The sequence below is a fragment of the Streptomyces sp. NPDC096324 genome (assembly GCF_044763015.1).
Taxonomy (GTDB): Bacteria; Actinomycetota; Actinomycetes; order Streptomycetales; family Streptomycetaceae; genus Streptomyces.
This window is the reverse complement of record NZ_JBIWFK010000010.1, coordinates 162,346-179,511: the sequence shown is the minus strand read 5'-3', so window position 1 is coordinate 179,511 and position 17,166 is coordinate 162,346. Positions and strand designations below refer to the sequence as shown.

Sequence of the window (17,166 nt, the reverse complement as noted above, 5' to 3'; positions counted from 1 at the left end):
CGTCATCGCGGCGGGTACGCTGCGCCGGAGCTGACCGTCGCCGCCGATGTACGCGGGGCCGAGGGCTCCGCCGCGGGTGTCGGGGGCCGGTGACGCCGAGAACGGCCGTCCCGCTTCACGACACCGCGGCGTCCATGTAGTGCCCCAAGTACCGGAACGCTCCGTCGACGACCTTGTACTCGAACATCGCGTCGTGGTTGTAGCCGAGCCCCGACTCGTACTTGACCTTGCGGGTGATGCCGGAATAGGAGATCGCGGGCATCCGGCGGGCGATCGCTCCCCGTTCCGTCAGCATGGTGCCGTCCTTGTCGCAGGCCTTGGCCAGGAACATCGCGGCGTCGTACGCCTCCGCCGCGTACCGGCCGGGGTCGGTGCCGTAGCGAGCGCGATAGGCCGCCGTGAACGCGCGGCCGGAGGCGCGGGCCGTCGGGTCCGTGAAGGATGCGGCGAAGACCCAGCCCGTCGCGGCGGAGCCCGCCGACGCGAGGAAACGTGGGTCGAGGGCGCGCTCCGTCGCCACCCGGGCGCCGGTGAACCGGGCGGCGGTCAGCGCCGACGCGAATCCGGCTGCCCGGGCCGCGTCGCCGGTGAAGACGACCGCGTCGGCGCGGGCGGCCTTCACCTCGGCGGCGAGCGGCGCGTTGTCGATCCTCCCGGCGCCCACACGGGTCACCGTGAAGTCGCGGCCCGTCTGCCGCAGCGTCTTCTCGGCCTGGTCGCACACGGTCCAGGCGAAGTCGCCCTGAGCCCGGTCGTCCACGAGGAACACATGACGGGCGTCCAGGTGGTTGGCGAGATAGCGGGTGCAGGGGGCGGCGAGAAGTCCGTACGTGACGTGAAGTGCCGCATGGCAGTGGAAGATGTTCGTGCCGAACGTCGAATTCTGAGTGTCGACGCCCACCGAGACGGACACGACGGGCATCACCGCTTGGGTGTACGTCTTCTCGCTCGCGCGGAAGCAGTCGTCCGTGGTGGGACCCAGCACGCCGAGTACCTTCGCGTCCTTCGCCAGCCGGGCGGCCACCTCGTCGGCCCGCCCGATGTCGCCTCCGTCGTCGTACGACCGCAACGTCAGCCGGAACGGATGGTGGTTCCGTGCGTTGAGCTGTTCGACGGCCAGCCGGGCGCCGTTGAGCTGGGCCTTCCCGGTCTCCTTGTGGGCGCCGGTCAGATCGCCGTGGAAGGCCACCACCAGTTCCGGTCGTGGACGGCCGGCACCGGACGCCGCGGACGTTCCCGGCTTCGCCCGGGTGCTCCACCACCAGGCCCCGCCACCGCCCGCCGCGAGGAGTCCCGCCGTCGAGCCGAGGCGCAGGAAGCCGCGGCGGCCGACCCCGTGCGGGGTGGGGCGGGCGGCGGTGACGGCCGTGAGTGTCGCGGCCCCGGGCGACGCCGTGTCGGACGCCGTGGCCGCGGACACCTGGGTGGGCTCGATCGCTCCGAGGGTGAGCACGGTGGCGGACCGGTCATTGATCAGCCGAGTGACCGACGCGGGCAGCCAGTCGGACGGTTCGGCGGAGTCGCCGGCCGTGTCCTCCCCGAGAGTCGCTCGAAGGTGCGCGAGGCTCGGCCGGTCGGCCGGATCCTTGCGCAGGCAGGCCCTCAGCAGAGGTGCCAGGCCGCCCGGGAGCGCCGCCGGATCGGGCTCCTCGTAAATCGTGCGCAGCAGCACCCCCGCCGCCCCGCCACCGCCGAACGGGCGCACCCCGGTCGCGGCGAACGCCAGCACGCACCCCAGCGAGAACACGTCGGTGGGCGGGCCGATCTCGCCGCCCCGCGCCCGCGCCTGCTCGGGCGACAGGAACCCCGGCGAGCCGACGATCACACCGCTGGAGGTGAGCGCGGTGGCGTCCGGCGCGCGGGCGATGCCGAAGTCGATGAGCCGTGGCCCGTCCGGCGCCAGCAGCACGTTCCCCGGCTTCACGTCGCGGTGTACGAGACCGGCCCCGTGCACCGCCTCGAGCGCGTCGGCGAGCCGCGCGCCCAGCACCCGTACGGAAGCGATCGACAGCGGTCCGAAGCCCTCCACCGCCTCGGCGAGCGAGGGCCCCGGCACGTACGAGGTCGCCAGCCACGGCGTCTCCGCGTCGGCGTCCGCGTCCAGCACCGGGACCACCCAGTGGCTGCCGACCTGCCGGGCGGCCTCGATCTCACGGCGGAAACGAGCCCGGAATCCGCTCTCGTCGGCGTACGACGGCCGGACCGTCTTCACCGCGGCGATCGCCCCGCCCGGCGCGCGGGCCAGGAAGACCACGCCCATGCCGCCGGCGCCCAGCCGCCGCAGCAGTCGGTAGCGGCCGATCCGGGACGGGTCGCCAACCCGCAACGGCTCCATCAGACGGTGAGGGGCGCGGGGCCGTCGTACACGAAGCGGCCCTGGTCCACGCGCCAGAGGAAGCCGCCGGTGCCGTCGAGCACCATCATGCCGATCTTGTCGAAGGCGAACGTCTTGGTGATGCCCTCGTACTTCCCGGCCCGCACGGCCGTGAGCAGGTTCTGCCGGGTGCGGCCCTTCGACGGCAGCCCTGCCAGGGCCTTGAGCAGCATCCCGGTCACGTCGTACGCCTCCGCCGCGTACCGGGGCGGCGCCTCCTTGAAGCGCTCGCGGTAGGCGGCGGCGAACGCGCGCGCCTCGGGTTTGCGGGTCGCGTCGATGACCGGCGCCACCATCACCCAGCCCTCGGCACCTTCCTGAGCCTGCGTCAGGAACTTGTCATCGAGCAGCGCCGGGCCGGAGACCCGCGCACCCGTGAAGGCGCGTTCGCGCAGCGTCGCGGCGATCAGCGCGGCCCGGTCGGGCAGCCCGGCGAAGAACACGGAGTCGGCGCCGGCGGACAGCACCGCGTCCACCGCGCCGCCGAAGTCGCGGCGCATCGCGCTGACCACCTCCGGCACGGACGGATACGAGATGCTGCCGAGCGCGTTGCTGAGGGAACTGGCCAGATTCGTCCCGTAGGTGCCGGCCGGCCGGTCGACGACGATGCCGACCTTGCGCGATCGCGCGGTGCCACGCAGGTAGACGCTCACGTAGATGGGCAGAACGGCGTCGGGCAGCCGTGCGTGCAGGAACGAGCGGAACCCCTGGATGGACAGGGCGGTCGTGCCGGGGGACACGCCGACGACCGGCAGCAGCCCGGCGTCGTACGTCGCGAGCGCCGTCTGCCCGGTCTCGTCGGTGGTCGGGCCGACCACGGCGAGGACCGCCGGATCGTCGGTGAGCCGCGCGGCGACCCGCGCCGAGGCCGCCGGATCGCCCCCGTCGTCGACGGCCTTGACCTTCACTGTGAACGGGGCGTCGTCGCGCGCGTTGAACTCCGCGACCGCGAGCCGCAGTCCGCGTTCCTGGGCCCGGCCCGTGTCCCGGTGCGGGCCGCTGAGGTCGCCGTGCAGCGCGATGGTGTGTGCCGGTCGGCGCGGGGACGCGGTGGCAGGACTGTCGGCTCCGGAGCCGTCGTCGTCGCGGTCGGCCGCCCACCAGACCCCGCCTCCGCCCGCCGCGAGGGCCACGGCCCCGCCGGCGAGCAACAGGAAACGACGCCGGCCGGCCGCGCGGGAGTTCTGCGGCTCCGCCGCCCCTGACGTCTCGCGCGTGTCGGGCTCCGCCGCTTCGGCGGCGGCCGGCGTGTCGGACGGTGTCAGCGTGTGCTCGATGTCCGGCAGCGCGAGCGCGGCGGCCGATCGCTCGGCGATCAGCCGGGAAACCGGCTCGGGCAGCCATCCGGCGGCTTCATCGTCCCGCGGTGCGGCCTCGGACGCCGCTCCGTCCCGTGCTGCGACCTCGGACGCTCCTTCGTGCGCCGGTACGGTCGCGGAGGTGTCCTCGTCCTGCGGCGCGGTCGCGGAGGTGTCCTCGTTCTGCGGCGCGGTTGCGGAGGTGCCCTTGTCCTGCGCTGCGGTTGCGGAGGTGTCCTCGGCCCGCGGCGCGGTTGCGGGGGTCCCCTCGTCCTGTGGTGCGGTCGTGGAGGTTTCCTCGTCCTGCGGCGCGGTTGCGGGGGTCCCCTCGTCCTGCGGCGCGGTCTCGGACCTGTCCTCGTCCTGCGGCGCGACCTCGGACGCCTCATCGCCTCCGGGTGTGGTGCTCGACGCCCCTTCGTTCCGGGCGGTGCCGCCGGCAGACAGCTCCCGCACCAGCGCACCGGCATCCGGCCGCCGGGCGGGATCCTTCTCCAGGCAGCGGGCGAGCACGTCCAGCAGCCCCTCCGGCACCCCTTCGAGGTCCGCCGGGTCGTGGACGGCCCGGTACAGCAGCGCGTCGACCGCCCCGCTGCCGAACGGTGCCCGGCCGGTCGCCGCGAACGCCAGGACACAGCCGAGGGAGAACACGTCGCTCGCCGGGCCGATGCCGTCCCCGCCCCGCCCCTCGGCCTGCTCGGGAGACAGATAGCCGGGCGTGCCGACCACCACCCCGGTCGCCGTGAGTGTCCGGTCCTCCGGCGCGCGGGCGATGCCGAAGTCGATGAGCCGCGGCCCGTCATGGGCGATCAGCACATTGCCCGGCTTCAGGTCCCGGTGGACCAGCCCGGCCCGGTGCACCTCGCCCAGCGCCTCGGCCAGCCGGGCACCGAGCAGCCGCAGACCCCGCTCGGACAGCGGCCCGTACGCGGTCACGGCCTCGGCCAGCGACGGTCCGGGCACGAACGCCGTCGCCAGCCACGGCGCCTCGGCGTCCGGGTCGGCGTCCACCAGCGGCACCACGCAGGGGCTGTCCACCCGCCGGGCGACCTCGACCTCGCGGCGGAACCGCTCCTTGAAGCCCGGCTCCTCGGCGTACTCGGCGAGCAGCACCTTCAGCGCCACGAGCGCGCCGCCCGGGGTGCGCGCCAGGTACACCACGCCCATGCCTCCGGCACCGAGCCGCCGGAGCAGGCGATGATCCGCGATACGCGCGGGATCCGACGAACGCAGCGGCTCCATCAGCTCTTTCCTCCGAGCTCGAACTCCACGCGGGTCAGCATCGCGACGGTGGCGCGCGACCCGTACGTGCCCAACTCGTTGTCCGAGTAGCCCTTGGCGCCCTTCACCGACACCGCCAGAGTCACCGTGCCGAGCCGTGTGACGTACCAGTAGTAGGTCTGCTCGCCGCTTCCGACGAGGTACTTGCCCATCTCCACGACCTGGTCGTCGGAGTAGGTGTTGCTCCCTTGGCCGTAAGGAGTGGCGGTCGAGATCAGTTTGACGATCCGCTCGTCGGTACGGACCTGCTGCTGCCGGCAGCGCAACGGCTCCTCCAGCGTGGTGGCCAGCCGCTCGTCGGCCTCGCGCACGGTGGTGTGCACGGTGACCGCCGCGCTCACCTTGAGCTCGCCCTTGCCACCGGCGGCGGGGATCTCGCTGTAGCGGGACAGGGAGGCCAGGACCCCCGAGGGCAAGGCTCGCCGTTCCCACCGGCACTGTTCATCCAGCACGGCGGCGGTGTGCGGGGCACTCGCGGCCGGCCGCTGGGCCCGGAATTCCGTGCCCCACTCGGGCGGTTTCAGCGCGACGGCCGCCGCCAGGGCCTCGGCCCGGCTCTTCGTCCTGGGCACCTTGGCGGGGTCCGCCTGGAACGGTGTCTTTGACGACGCGTCACCACCTGCGGAGGACGCGGACGCGGTGGCCGCGGGAGAGCCGGACACGGCCGCGGATTTCGAAGGCGGCGAGGGACTCGGCCCGGCCGCCTTGCCGTCGGCCCCCGAACTGCAGCCGCCGAGTACCACTCCGGCCACCGTGGCTAACGCGGCGATCCGCCAAGGCCAAGTCCCGCTGCGCACAGCGATGTTGCCGCCGTTCATCCCCCACCGCCCCCTCGGTCACGAGCCCCCGCTCGTGTGTGGTGATCGTATCGACGGACGCGCGGATCGGGAGGGCGGTTGCACGAAAGGGGGACGAGCGGGTGCCCGTCCCCTCGCCGAGTGGAGTCGAGGATCAACCGGGCCGTGGCCGAGCGCGACGTCCAGATCCAGTTCGCCCATCCGAAGGTGAAGAGGTAGCCCGTGGGCAAGCGTCGGGACCCGGATCGGCCGCGGATCCTTCAGGCCACTCCTGCACCGTCATTCCCCCGTTCATCGGTCGCCCCGACTGGCCCCACGCGCTCCCAAACGAGTGGTAGGCCATGATCCACGTCACTCTCGAGCCACGTTTCATGGTGACTGGTTTGTGGGGTAGAACGTAGGTCGGGTGCTGACCGGTGACGGGCAGCCCCGTCTCATGGACCAGCCGGGGGTGTTCCTCGGCGATATCGAAGGACAGCAGTATGGCCAGCGGCACCGTGAAGTGGTTCAACTCCGAGAAGGGCTTCGGTTTCATCGAGCAGGACGGTGGCGGCCCCGACGTGTTCGCCCACTACTCGAACATCTCCGGCAACGGCTACCGGGAACTGGTCGAGGGCGAGAAGGTCTCCTTCGACGTCACCCAGGGCCAGAAGGGCCCCCAGGCGGAGAACATCGTCCGCGGCTGACCCAGGTCGCAGCGGAAAGCGGGCCCGGCTGTCGCCGGGCCCGCTGTTCCTTCGGGTCGTCCTGAGAGCGCCGTTCTCCGTTGTGAGCCACTGATGTATTCACGTCAGGTCTTGATCTGATCGCGGTACTTGCCGCACTCAGTGCGTGCGGTAGCTCGATGCGAGAGCCTGCCACCCGGCATTCGCGATCCTCTGGCGCCGCGGCCACGACCCCAGAAGCGGCTCCCCACATGGATCCCAGCACGATCCAGGTGAGGATCAAGCTGGTAGGGGGTCCTGCTGACGGCGAGGTCTTGTGGATACCGCTCAGCCGCATCCGAGAGCCCATCACGCCCAAAGGAACTGGGGCGCGCTACGTCATGACGACGGACGTGGTCGGGTCGGGCCCCGACGCTGCCCAGGCGTTTCGACTCGATGCTTCTGCGATCCCCGATGACTGAGGTTGGCGGAGTCTCAATGGCCGAGCGAAGTCGCACAAAGTCTTGAAAACCGTCGTGGTGCGAGTCACCGTGAGTTCAAATCCCGCACCCGCCGCAGGTGAACGGCTTCTGACAGGTGAATCGGTCGGGGGCCGTGTCCTTGTCCGCTGCCTGCCAGCGACCGTGAGCCCTCGCTGGTTCCCGACAGAACGGGCACGGGAGGGGCACGGCGCCGGGGCTCCTGCTCGGGGGCGATCGACCGTGCCCCATGATGGCCGGCATGTCACTGACCTTTGGCCCGGACCGGCAGACCCGCGAGTTCCAGTGTGACTGCTGCCAAGCTCCGATCGAACGGGCGTGGAGCTTCATCCACGCTGACGGTGCCGCGTACGCCGTGTACTTCGCGAACTGCTACCACCACAAGGACAAGGATCACGATGCGTGGATAGACGTGATCTTCGGGACCTGGGGAGCTGGAGCTGAACAGTGGGGCGATCACGTTTCGTTCGCCTGCCGCGTCGGTCCCGTGGCTGGGCAGAACAGGCCGGCTTCGACGCTGGTGACTGCCGGGCTCGCGCACCCCGACGGTCCTCTGTTCGGCACCAAGCTCGATCGTGAGGCCGCTCTCCAGCACCCGAGGTTGTCAGAGTTCTGGAAGGTGTCCGACTTCATCTTGGAACACGACCCGCTAGTACGCGGCCACATCTACGGACACTGATTCACGAAGGCCAGCGGGCCCATGGGTAGGCGCGACGGTCTGCGGTCGACGACGCTGAGAGGTTGGCTCCCGAGACTTTGGGCGGGAGCTGCCATGGGGCGAGTGATCATGACCCCTTACAACTCCGCTGCAAGAGAAGCAAGTGAGAGCTAGATCGTGCGGAGACTAACCTCGCGGGGGGTCATATCTGACGCACGGCGTGGAAGTGGGCGCTGGCCGGTGCCGGGTGATCTCGGTCCCCGAGCGTGGACAGCCGTACTCCGAGTCCCGCGAGAACGGTCTGCATGGCGTCCGCTCCTTCTACGTCTCGGTGCCTTTGGACGGGCGAGGCACCGTCACTCCTCCTGAGCCCGGACCGTTGTCAGTGCCACTTGCTAGTTTGCCTGGTGGAGTGAGACCGGTCAGAGAACCTTCGAGGTCCGCGGTCAAGGGGGGGGGGGGGTGGGCATAAGGGTCCCCGGGAGCCACCTCGGGACTATGTTGGAGGCCGTAGATCCCCACCCCCCTCATCCTCCATAAGGTCAGCGATCGGCATCTCCGCTGAACGGCGGTGTCGGGGATGCTCCCTCATTCCTCTCCAGGTGGGATGAGTCGATCAGCGCTTTCAGCGTCGTCCACGTGTCCGTGGGCGTCGACGGTGATCGGGGTGGCGCGTCCTCTGGCCGTGACCAGCCAAGCAAGAACCTGCTCGGTCAAGGGCCCGTTGCTGGGCCCTTCGTCCTTCCAGTACGCACGCCAGCCGCCACCCGGGATCGCGGCTACCACCTGGTCGGCTCGCTCCAGGTGCGAGAAGTCCGGATAGTCGGTCACTGGCCGGCGGGTTCCCCGCTGGGGATCAACGACGAGGGCCACGCCTGTTGTCGCCTCCCAGGCGTCCACAGGCACGGTCCGACCGATCATCGTCTCCGTGCCGGTGAAGATCGCGAGCCAGCCCGTTCCGTTGAAGTAGCGCATGCCGCCATCGTCCCTGGCGGCGGCTGGCTCGGACCCCTGTTTTCTGTTGGAGACATCAGCTTGGGTAGCTGCGATCATTGGCGGCGGCTTCGGGCGTTGACCGGGGCGAATGTCTGAGACGAGGTGTCATCGCCCTTGGTCGCTTTCACCGTGATTCTCCGCTGTTCCCCACTCTGTCTGGTGCGCTTGTGGTGCGGCAGTGGCGTTCTCGTCTGGGCCTGTTGACTCGATGGCTTCGCCGTACATGCGGACGCGGAGGCGCTCCTTGGCCGCGTCAAGCCGCTGGGAGTAGTCGGGCATGAAGATCTCGCTCAGCGTCGTGTCCAGCGTTCCTGAGATCGCACGGATCGGTGACCAGACGGCTCGGTCGCGCACGATCCCCTCAAGGTCGTCGGACTGGAACATCACTTGATAGAGCCAGTCCGACAGTACGAACGCTTGATCGGGCGTAAGCCTGATGATGATCGCTTCATCCTCCACGGCCTCAACCTACCCGTCTCGCCTGGTGGTGCCGCAGGCCCAGGTGTCACCAGGAACCAACGCGCTTTCCAACTGTGGTGGTGCCAGGCTTGGCTGTGTACAGGGGCGTTCAACTGCGTTCATGGACGGTCGATCGCAGGAACGGCTACGGGCCTCTGCCTCGTCTGAACGTGCGCGAACGATGCTGAATGAGACGAAAACTGAGACGGAGGGCGGGAGCGGGCTCGTTGGCATCGTCGCTGTTAAAGGCGTTTCAGGTTCCGGTCCAGGATCGCCCGAATCCGGTCGACGTCGGCGGGAGCCTGGGTGCCTCTCTTGGGCAGCACCGCAACTCCGGCCGCGCGGTCACCGCTCAGCAGCGCGAAGAGTCTGGGTGTCTCCAGAGACGCTGACCTTGAAGCCGGACGGATCGGCGGGAACAGGTGTCCGGCAGGGGTGAGGCCATCCTCTACAGTTCGTTCACCAGCCGGACACCCACTCGGGTGACAGGCCTCATTTCGTTGGGAAACACATGCGCAGACTCGCCATCGGCGTCGCTTCGTCCGGCGCGCTGGCACTCATGGCCCTCACCGTTCCCGCCGCTCACGCGGACACGGTGGTGGGCGACACCAAGGTCTCGAACGTGGTGGTGAACGGCGGAAAGGACGTCGCCGTCGGCACGACGAACAAGGTGACCTTCAAGGTCACGTTCACCGCCTCCGACCCGGCCGGCATAGCCTCCGGGCAGACGTACCTGTACCACGGCACCTGGAGCGACCCCGACGCCTTCTGGACCCAGGACTCGCCCAGCGAGACCGTGTGCACCTCGGGGACGACCGTCACCTGCACGTCGACGTACAGCATCTGGCCCGAGTACGACCTGCACTACAACGCCTTCGCGGGCACCTGGCACTTCGGCGCGTACGCGAAAGCCAAGGACGGCGACTCGGCGAAGCGTACGAACCTCGGCACCTTCCACGTGCAGCGCTACTCCAAGCTCACGGTCAACGCCTCGCCGGAGCCGGTCACCAAGGGCCGGACGATCACCGTCGCGGGCAAGCTGACCCGTGCGAACTGGGATGACCGCGAGTACCACGGGTACGCCGGGCAGCCGGTCAAGCTGCAGTTCCGCAAGGCGGGCACCAGCACGTACAGCACCGTCAAGACCGTGAACACGGACGGCAGCGGCAACCTGAAGACCACGGTCACCGCCTCCACCGACGGCACCTGGCGCTACTACTTCGCGGGCACGAGCACCACACCGGCCGTCGCGGCCACGGGTGATTCCGTCGACGTGAGGTAGCGACGGGGCCAGCCTCCGAGCAACCCACAGGGGCGCGCTGCCGTGAAGCAGCGCGCCCCTGTCTGCTGACGTCCCTTCCCGTGTGGAGCCAGGCCGCCCACCATCCGCGCCCGCCGCCCGCGCCCAGCCCGCCGCCAGGCATTCGACAGGCTCTGGAAGGTTCGCCCCGTAGGGCGTCATTCATAACCGGAACGCTAGATTCCGACCATCTCGTCACGACGTGCATACTTTGAAGAGGTAAGTGTGCACGGCAGCACACGCCGACGGCCCAGGACGCGCGCTGATGAGCAGCGTGCTCACCGCACCATCGCTTTCCCTGTCGGGCACGGTCGCCCTCAACTCGCGCGGGGACCCGACCTACGCGGCATCCGCCTGATGTGACGTCATGGGGCGACCATATCGGCTACGCCGCACTAGTTTGGAAGATCGCGTACGAGGGTCCGGGCTGAGCCGGCGAGACGCTGACGTGCGGGATCTCGCACCGCCCACCGACGTTCCCCGTGACTCCCGCCGGTCGCCGCTCGATCGGGCACGTAGCGGGCACGGCAGTCCGCGGCCCTCGCGCAGTGATCGACGTCTCACGCTACTCGGGGACGCACATCATGCGGTGGGCCGGCACGACGGGCTCACCCGGGAGCGGATCGACTCCACGGACCCGTACGGCGACGATGTCCGTGACGATGGGGGGATCCCGGGCCGGGAGCTTCGTCAAACGCCAGCGGAAGGGCTCTGGGACGTCCTTGGCGGGCAACTCCACCGTAGCGAGGCTGACCCAGCGGTCGTAGTTCGCGGGACATACCTGAACTAGTACGCCACATGTGGGGCAAGTGGGTGGCTCGATCCATGACACGTCGTCCGGGTCGGGATCGGGTCACGGGGCGGCCGTGGCCCCGTCGACTTCGGACGTCTCGTTGGCGATGGTGTTCCAGCAGGTATCGCAGAGCCTGGCCATGAGGTCGATGCGCCCTCGCTCGCGCACGGTGGAGCCGGCGGTGCCACAGCGATCACATGCGAACGGGGATTGATCGTGAGTCCCCGTCCGTTCTGGCACGGAAGTGGCACGCCCGCGGTCCCCTCGATGCGCGGACTGTCCCGCTCGACCAGCGCTTTCGCCGCGGGACTGTTCTCGTCGGTCACTGCCGGCTGTGGAGGTGACGTGGCTTCACCGTAGGAAGCGCGGGGCGGGAGAAGACGACAAGCGCAACGGAGTCTGCGACAACTTGCTCTCCCGCATCGCCGTTGAACATCCGGTGGCCCCCATTCGCACGACGTGCCGGCGCCCGTGGACGCCGTACAGGAGCCGCTCAGTCACCCTGGCCGGCGTGTCCGGTGTTCGGCTTCCACGACGTGATCAGCAACGACAGGAGGCCCGTCACGACGAGACTCCCGATCACGATCAGGCCCACGCCGACGGCGAAGAGCCCGCTGCTGTCGTCCGACCAGTCGAGACAGGAGGCGACGGCCAGTCCGGTGGTGGTGCCGACCACCGCGGCCGACACGTACGCGCGGGAAGCGGCCCCGTACACGAGCACCAGGAGAGTCAGCCCCAGCCCGATGACCTGCCACGCCTCGTAGGGGCCGGTCGTCGAGCCGTCGGCATGTACGTCGCGGTGCTGGTCCCAGCCCAGCCAGCCGGCCCATGCCGCCGCCGCCAGCCCGGCCAGTACGAGCGCCGCCGGCACTCGGGGGATACGATTCCGCACTTCGTTGCTCATGGGCCCCAGTGTTCGGCAGCCACCTGAACACGCGTCAGAGCCCGGATACTCATTCCCACCCGAGTAGAAACACCGACCGGTACTCACGACCGCCACCGCCGTTACCGCCGCCACGACCACCACGGCCGGCGGGTACCGGCCGGCGAGGATGTCACGGCGTGTTCGTGAAGGCGCGGCGATACGAGCGCGGCGGCACTCCCCGGCGGCGTACGAACTGCTCGCGCAGGACGGCCGCGCTTCCGTACCCGACACGGCGGGCGATCTCCTCGACAGGCAGGTCGGTCGTCTCCAAAAGCTCCTCGGCGCTGCTCAGCCGCAGGCCGCGCAGCCAGGCATGCGGGGTGGTGCCGGTCGCGGCGGTGAACCGGCGGGCGAAGGAGCGTCTGCTCATCACGGCGCGCCGGGCCAACTCGGCCACGGGAAGCGGTTGGTGGAGGTTCTCGCGGGCCCACGCCAGCACCTCGGCCAGCCGCTCGTCACGGCAGTCCTCGGGGGCGGGGGTCGCCAGGTACTGCGCCTGCCCGCCGTCGCGGTGCGAGGGCAGCACCACGTCCCGGGCGATCGCGTTGGCCATCGCGGCCCCGTGCTCCCGCCGCAGCAGATGCAGGCACAGATCGAAGCCCGCGGCGGCCCCCGCGCCCGTGACGACGCGTCCTTCGTCGATGTAGAGGGCGTCGGGTTCGACGGTGACGTCCGGGTGGCGGCGGGCGAGCAGGTCGGCGAACCGCCAGTGGGTGGTGGCCCGTCGGCCGTCGAGCAGTCCGGCGGCGGCGAGCGCGAACGCGCCGACGCAGTGGGCCGAGACCAGTGCGCCGCGCTCGTGCGCGTCGCGCAGCGCGGCTAGCACGGCTCGCTCGGGCGGTGTGCGGAAGTCCGCCCAGGGCAGGGCGATCACGAGATCAGCGGAGGCGAGCCGGTCCAGACCGTGCGGGACGGTGAGCGGCACCCCCATGTCGGTGGGGACCGGCCCCGGCCGGTCGGTGCACAGGGCGAAGTCGAAGCCGGGCACCCCCTCGCCATGCGGACCGAAGACCTCGGCGACGATGCCGACGGCGAGCAGACCGACTCCCGGTGGGGCGTACGCGGCCACGGTCACGAAGGGGGACACCCCCGCAGTGTGGCACGAATCCTGCGATCAGCGGCAGGTGTGCCACTCGTGAACACAGCGCCCGCCCGCAAGGATTGAGGCCATGACAGACGCACCGCTCGGCCGCAGCGCCGTGTACACGATCCTGACCACCGGCTACACGGGCTCCACCGGCCCCGGGGTCGCCGCCACCGTCTCCTACCTGGCCGACGCCGGCCGGCACGTGATCTTCGACCCGGGCATGGTGGCGAGCCGCGACCGGATCCTGACCCCGCTCGCGGAGTTGGGCCTCGGCCCCGACGACATCACCGACGTAGTCCTCAGCCACCACCACCCCGACAACACCATGAACGTGGGCCTGTTCGGGCGCGCCCGTGTGCACGACCACAAGGTGGAGTACCTGGGCGACCAGTGGACCGACCGGGACGCGGAGGGCTACGAACTGACCCCGTCGCTGCGCCTGATCCGCACGCCGGGCCACAGCCCGGAGGACATCACACTGCTGGCGGGCACGGATGCGGGTGTGGTCGCCTTCGCCGGTGACCTGTGGTGGGACGAGAACGGCCCGGCGGACGACCCGGTGGCCCCCGACCGTGAGGTGCTGCGTGCCTCCCGGCTCCGGGTACTGGCCGCCGCGGACCTGATCGTGCCCGGCCACGGCGGCCCGTTCAAGGCCGACGACACCACACCGCGTTAGGGCCATGTCCGCGAAACCTCGCGGGGCGACGGAAGGTCCTGTGCGCGTCGTCGGTGAGCCTCATGGGCCGGGTGACCCGATCGGGTCCGCCGGGCGGATGACCCGCGGCTCGGCTCGGTCCCGCGGCTGAGAGCAGAGTTGGTCATCAGTGTTCATGACCACGGTGACCGTGGTCAAGGACGCGGCGGGCAGGTACTTCGCGAGCTTCGGCGTAGGGACGGACGCCTGCGAGGTACTGCCCGGGACGGCACCAGAGATCGGAATCGACCTCGGCCTCGGGCACTTCGCCGTCCTGTTCGACGGCCGGAAGATGGACAGTCCCCGTTTCCTGCGCCGGGCCGAGAAGAAGCTCAAGCGGGAACAGCAGCGCCTGTCCCGCAAGACCAAGGGCTCCAGCAACCGGGGCAAGGCCAGGTTGAAGGTTGCTCGTGCTCACGCGCGGGTCGCCGACGCACGCCGCGAGTTCCACCACCGGCTCTCCACCCGGCTGATCCGCGAGAACCAAGCGATCGCCGTCGAGGACCTGTGTGTCAAAGGACTCGCCCGTACGCGCCTGGCCAAATCGGTCCACGACGCCGGATGGTCCGCGTTCGTGAGCATGCTGGAGTACAAAGCAGCCCGGTACGGACGCACCCGCGTGAAGATCGGCCGGTTCGAGCCGACCTCCCAGGTGTGCTCCGCCTGTGGCGTCAAGGACGGTCCCAAACCGCTGAACGTCCGGGAGTGGACGTGCTCGGGGTGCGGGAGCGTCCTTGACCGGGACGTCGACGCGGCGGTCAACGTTGCCAAGGCCGCCGGACTGGCGGCATCAGCCTGTGGAGCGCAGGTAAGACCGGCACCCGTGCCGGCACAGCGCAGCGAAACAGGAACCCGCCAGGAGCCGCCCACTGCATTTCCGCAGGGGGAGCAGGCTGGAATCCCGGGCCTTTAGCCCGGGAGGATGTCAAAGAGTGGGCAGGTTCGCCTTCCGGCACCGCTACGGTGTGGTCGTCGCCTGGATCGCGCTCCTCGTCGTGGCCGGCCTCGGGGCATCCGCGGCGACAGCCCCCACGCCGAGCTCGTTCTCCATGCGCAGCGCATAGGGCCAGCTCACGGTTAACGAGAAGTGTGAGACCTTCGCCGTGGCCGCACGGTCCGCGCGAGGCGCTGAAGGCCGTTCCGCAAGATCAGCGAAGCCCACAAGGTCGCGAAGGGCACGAAAGGTGCGGCGGGGCGGCTGATCGCTCCGACGTCGTCAACGACTGCGGCCGGCAGTCGTATCCGTGCGGGAGGAACGCGATCCGCAGCGGATTCCGGATCAGCTGAGGTTCCAGATGTCGAAGGGCAGCACGTCGCCATATTTGAGCAGTACGCTCTCCGGGCTGGTCAGCCTGGTGTACGTCTGGTCGATGAATTCCCTGAGGCCGGGGCGGGCCGTCGTACGCCAGGCCCAGAGGAAGTCGATCGCATCGTCGGGCCGCTGCTCCGGGAACTCGTAGTCGTCCAGGGGGATGACGAAGCGCTGCCGGAAGACCTCTGCGGTGCGAGGATCTTTGACCTCTGTTTCGATCCAGAGGTTTCCCTGGAACAGCACCATGGCGTCTACGTATTCGATGAGCGCCATGATGTTGCGCCCATGTACAGGCTTTCCGTTACGGGCGAGTACGGAATGGTAGAAGTACGGAAAGAGACGAGGGATGTCGCGTTGTTTCGTCGGGTCTCGGTCTCCGTCCTTCCAGTAGGACGACGTCTCCGCAGGCAGGGGACTTCCTGCGGAGGCACGGGGCGGCGCGGCCGGGGCGGTGGATGACGGGCGACCGTAGAGTTGCAGGTACAGGTCCGTACCGGCTTTGTCGGATCTACGGGAAGCCATGACGTGACCCCTTCTGTCGGGCGTTGAAGGCCGAGACGAAGACCATACGGAGAAACGCCCCCGCACGTAACGGACTTGGTGGTTCTCCGTCCCGTGATCACCGGACGTGCGACACTCGGATCTCGTTCGAGGCGGGCCCTGGGGGGAGACGTATGGACGAATCGGCCGAGTTGCGCTCCCTTGTGAGAGCTCTGCTGGCTTCGCTTCCCGCGGTTGTGGGTGGGGACGCCTCCCGCCTTGGGCGCGAGATCGACAAAGCGCTGGGTCAACTGGATGAGGGAGCGCTGCGTCGCGTACTTGCCTCTGACCCTCGCCTGCTCGCATGGGTGGCGGCGAAGCGCAGCGATGTCGTCAACCACAGGGCCCTGCCCAGTGGTTACTCCAGGCTGGCCGGTGACGGGTTCGTGACCGGGGCAACGGTATTCGTGTGTGTGACCCCGGACTGTCCGGCCCCGGAAACCTTTGTGCGCAGGAGCATGGCCCAGGCCGTTCCGTCCTGTGCTGCCTGCGACCGTCGACTGAGCCGGAAGGTTTCGTGACAGCCTTCTGGAACGCCGCGGTCGGCAAACTCGTCGAACGTTGGCTGGCGACGGGGCTCGCCGCGGCCGTCTACTGGCTGGCCTTGTCGGCCCTGTGGGTGCTGGGCAGTGCGGACGCGCGAGCGGAGGCATCCGGCAGACTGCGGGACCTGGCCAGGCTGAACGCGGGGGAACAAGTGGTCCTGCTGCTGGTGGGCTTGGTCGTCCTGGCAGGATCGGGCCTGGTCATGGCCCAGTTGACGCTGCCTGTCCTGCGCCTCCTGGAGGGGTATTGGCCTCGATGGGCGGATCCGCTGAGCCGACGGCTGTGCGAGCGCCACGGACGCCGCTGGGACGTCTGCGACGCCGAGGCGGATGCTCTGATGCGTCGGCACCTGGGCGTCGCCGACGCGGACGGTCTCGTGGGACCACCGCTCGACCATGACGAGCGTCTGCGACTCACGCGGCTGGAGGAGCAGTTGCGGTGGATGCCCGCCCGCGACCGGATGCTGCCCACGCGTCTCGGCAACTCCATGCGTGCTGCGGAGGGCCGGCCACTGCACCACTACGGGCTGGACGCCGTGGTGCTCTGGCCACACTTGTGGTCCGTACTGCCGGACACACTTCGCTTGGACCTCGCGGCGGCGAGACGGCATGTGGACGGCTTGGTGGCTGCGGGACTTTGGGGCCTTTTCCTGCTGCCGGCAGCGGTCCGCACGCCTTGGGCCCTGTTGGGACTCCCTTTCGCGTGTGTGATGTGGTGTGGCGCGCTGCCCGGCGCCTGCCGGGAGTTCGGTGTACTGATTCGGACGGCATTCGACCTTCACCGCTGGGACCTCTACCGCGCCCTGCGCCACCCGGTCCCACTCGATGCCGCGAGCGAGGTGGCTGCCGGGGAGCGTCTGACCGCGGCCGTGCTGCGCGGCTCGGACGATCCGGCGCTCGTGTACACCTCCGACTCCCTTCCGGGTTCCGTCACGGGCGGTAGTGCGTGACGACGAGGTTCTT

Annotated in this window: 15 protein-coding genes and 1 pseudogene; 7 read left to right on the top strand and 9 right to left on the bottom strand. The window is 69.6% G+C overall.

Going from position 1 to position 17,166, the window contains the following annotated elements:
• Nucleotides 1–115: 115 nt before the first annotated feature.
• The 3 genes from ACIQ7M_RS27855 to ACIQ7M_RS27845 are packed head-to-tail and all read right to left on the bottom strand — an operon-like array spanning nt 116 to nt 5,525.
• Nucleotides 116–2,335 (bottom strand): bifunctional serine/threonine-protein kinase/ABC transporter substrate-binding protein, encoded by a 2,220-nt coding sequence (locus ACIQ7M_RS27855; RefSeq protein ID WP_403649380.1) that lies wholly within the window; start codon nt 2,333–2,335, stop codon nt 116–118.
• Nucleotides 2,335–4,914, bottom strand: a complete 2,580-nt coding sequence (locus ACIQ7M_RS27850; RefSeq protein WP_403649378.1) for an ABC transporter substrate-binding protein — start codon at nt 4,912–4,914, stop codon at nt 2,335–2,337. Before ACIQ7M_RS27850 ends, ACIQ7M_RS27855 begins: the two co-directional genes overlap by 1 nt.
• Nucleotides 4,914–5,525, bottom strand: coding sequence for a hypothetical protein (locus tag ACIQ7M_RS27845; protein WP_403649375.1), 612 nt, complete (start codon nt 5,523–5,525; stop codon nt 4,914–4,916). The genes ACIQ7M_RS27850 and ACIQ7M_RS27845 overlap by 1 nt, the downstream gene beginning before the upstream one ends.
• 707 nt (nt 5,526–6,232) lie before the next feature.
• Between ACIQ7M_RS27845 and ACIQ7M_RS27840 the strand changes: the two genes are divergently transcribed.
• Nucleotides 6,233–6,436, top strand: coding sequence for a cold-shock protein (locus ACIQ7M_RS27840; protein WP_382785311.1), 204 nt, complete (start codon nt 6,233–6,235; stop codon nt 6,434–6,436).
• 699 nt (nt 6,437–7,135) lie between these two features.
• Nucleotides 7,136–7,573 (top strand): hypothetical protein, encoded by a 438-nt coding sequence (locus tag ACIQ7M_RS27835; protein WP_403649372.1) that lies wholly within the window; start codon nt 7,136–7,138, stop codon nt 7,571–7,573.
• Nucleotides 7,574–8,140: 567 nt separating this feature from the next.
• Here the strand turns inward: ACIQ7M_RS27835 and ACIQ7M_RS27830 are convergent.
• Nucleotides 8,141–8,527 carry a hypothetical protein gene (locus ACIQ7M_RS27830; protein WP_403649370.1) on the bottom strand — a complete coding sequence of 129 codons (387 nt, stop codon included), beginning with the start codon at nt 8,525–8,527 and terminating at the stop codon, nt 8,141–8,143.
• A 126-nt stretch (nt 8,528–8,653) separates the two neighbouring features.
• Nucleotides 8,654–9,007, bottom strand: coding sequence for a hypothetical protein (locus tag ACIQ7M_RS27825; protein ID WP_403649368.1), 354 nt, complete (start codon nt 9,005–9,007; stop codon nt 8,654–8,656).
• A gap of 511 nt (nt 9,008–9,518) precedes the next feature.
• Between ACIQ7M_RS27825 and ACIQ7M_RS27820 the strand changes: the two genes are divergently transcribed.
• Complete coding sequence (locus tag ACIQ7M_RS27820) at nt 9,519–10,289, top strand: calcium-binding protein (protein WP_403649365.1); 771 nt, start codon at nt 9,519–9,521, stop codon at nt 10,287–10,289.
• A gap of 583 nt (nt 10,290–10,872) precedes the next feature.
• Here the strand turns inward: ACIQ7M_RS27820 and ACIQ7M_RS27815 are convergent.
• The 3 genes from ACIQ7M_RS27815 to ACIQ7M_RS27805 form a co-directional block, all read right to left on the bottom strand.
• On the bottom strand, nt 10,873–11,139 hold the full coding sequence (locus ACIQ7M_RS27815) for a DUF6083 domain-containing protein (protein ID WP_403649362.1): 267 nt from the start codon (nt 11,137–11,139) through the stop codon (nt 10,873–10,875).
• A 454-nt stretch (nt 11,140–11,593) separates the two neighbouring features.
• Nucleotides 11,594–12,004 carry a hypothetical protein gene (locus ACIQ7M_RS27810; RefSeq protein ID WP_403649359.1) on the bottom strand — a complete coding sequence of 137 codons (411 nt, stop codon included), beginning with the start codon at nt 12,002–12,004 and terminating at the stop codon, nt 11,594–11,596.
• Between the two features lie 151 nt (nt 12,005–12,155).
• Nucleotides 12,156–13,112, bottom strand: coding sequence for a GlxA family transcriptional regulator (locus ACIQ7M_RS27805; RefSeq protein ID WP_403649357.1), 957 nt, complete (start codon nt 13,110–13,112; stop codon nt 12,156–12,158).
• A gap of 82 nt (nt 13,113–13,194) precedes the next feature.
• Here ACIQ7M_RS27805 and ACIQ7M_RS27800 point away from each other — a divergent pair, with 82 nt between their 5' ends.
• From ACIQ7M_RS27800 to ACIQ7M_RS27790, 3 genes and pseudogenes are all read left to right on the top strand, one after another.
• On the top strand, nt 13,195–13,788 hold the full coding sequence (locus tag ACIQ7M_RS27800; protein WP_403649354.1) for an MBL fold metallo-hydrolase: 594 nt from the start codon (nt 13,195–13,197) through the stop codon (nt 13,786–13,788).
• A gap of 157 nt (nt 13,789–13,945) precedes the next feature.
• Nucleotides 13,946–14,719: pseudogene (locus tag ACIQ7M_RS27795) on the top strand (RNA-guided endonuclease TnpB family protein); the annotation flags it as partial.
• Between the two features lie 19 nt (nt 14,720–14,738).
• Entirely contained in the window at nt 14,739–14,870 is a 132-nt protein-coding gene (locus ACIQ7M_RS27790; protein ID WP_403649351.1) for a hypothetical protein, read from the top strand.
• Nucleotides 14,871–15,085: 215 nt separating this feature from the next.
• Here ACIQ7M_RS27790 and ACIQ7M_RS27785 read toward each other — a convergent pair whose 3' ends face one another.
• Entirely contained in the window at nt 15,086–15,640 is a 555-nt protein-coding gene (locus ACIQ7M_RS27785) for a hypothetical protein (RefSeq protein WP_403649348.1), read from the bottom strand.
• Nucleotides 15,641–16,175: 535 nt separating this feature from the next.
• On the opposite strand from ACIQ7M_RS27785, the gene ACIQ7M_RS27780 reads away from it, so the two are divergent.
• Nucleotides 16,176–17,153: a hypothetical protein gene (locus ACIQ7M_RS27780; protein ID WP_403649345.1), complete on the top strand. Its 978-nt coding sequence runs from the start codon at nt 16,176–16,178 to the stop codon at nt 17,151–17,153.
• Nucleotides 17,154–17,166: the final 13 nt, after the last annotated feature.

Excerpts from the sequence above, each read along its gene's own strand:
- ACIQ7M_RS27840 (WP_382785311.1), top strand. The coding sequence starts at position 6,233 with ATGGCCAGCGGCACCGTGAAGTGGTTCAACTCCGAGAAGGGCTTCGGT.
- ACIQ7M_RS27835 (WP_403649372.1), top strand. The coding sequence starts at position 7,136 with ATGTCACTGACCTTTGGCCCGGACCGGCAGACCCGCGAGTTCCAGTGT.
- ACIQ7M_RS27830 (WP_403649370.1), bottom strand. The coding sequence starts at position 8,527 with ATGCGCTACTTCAACGGAACGGGCTGGCTCGCGATCTTCACCGGCACG.
- ACIQ7M_RS27810 (WP_403649359.1), bottom strand. The coding sequence starts at position 12,004 with ATGAGCAACGAAGTGCGGAATCGTATCCCCCGAGTGCCGGCGGCGCTC.
- ACIQ7M_RS27785 (WP_403649348.1), bottom strand. The coding sequence starts at position 15,640 with ATGGCTTCCCGTAGATCCGACAAAGCCGGTACGGACCTGTACCTGCAA.
- ACIQ7M_RS27800 (WP_403649354.1), top strand. The coding sequence starts at position 13,195 with ATGACAGACGCACCGCTCGGCCGCAGCGCCGTGTACACGATCCTGACC.
- ACIQ7M_RS27820 (WP_403649365.1), top strand. The coding sequence starts at position 9,519 with ATGCGCAGACTCGCCATCGGCGTCGCTTCGTCCGGCGCGCTGGCACTC.
- ACIQ7M_RS27850 (WP_403649378.1), bottom strand. The coding sequence starts at position 4,914 with ATGGAGCCGCTGCGTTCGTCGGATCCCGCGCGTATCGCGGATCATCGC.
- ACIQ7M_RS27855 (WP_403649380.1), bottom strand. The coding sequence starts at position 2,335 with ATGGAGCCGTTGCGGGTTGGCGACCCGTCCCGGATCGGCCGCTACCGA.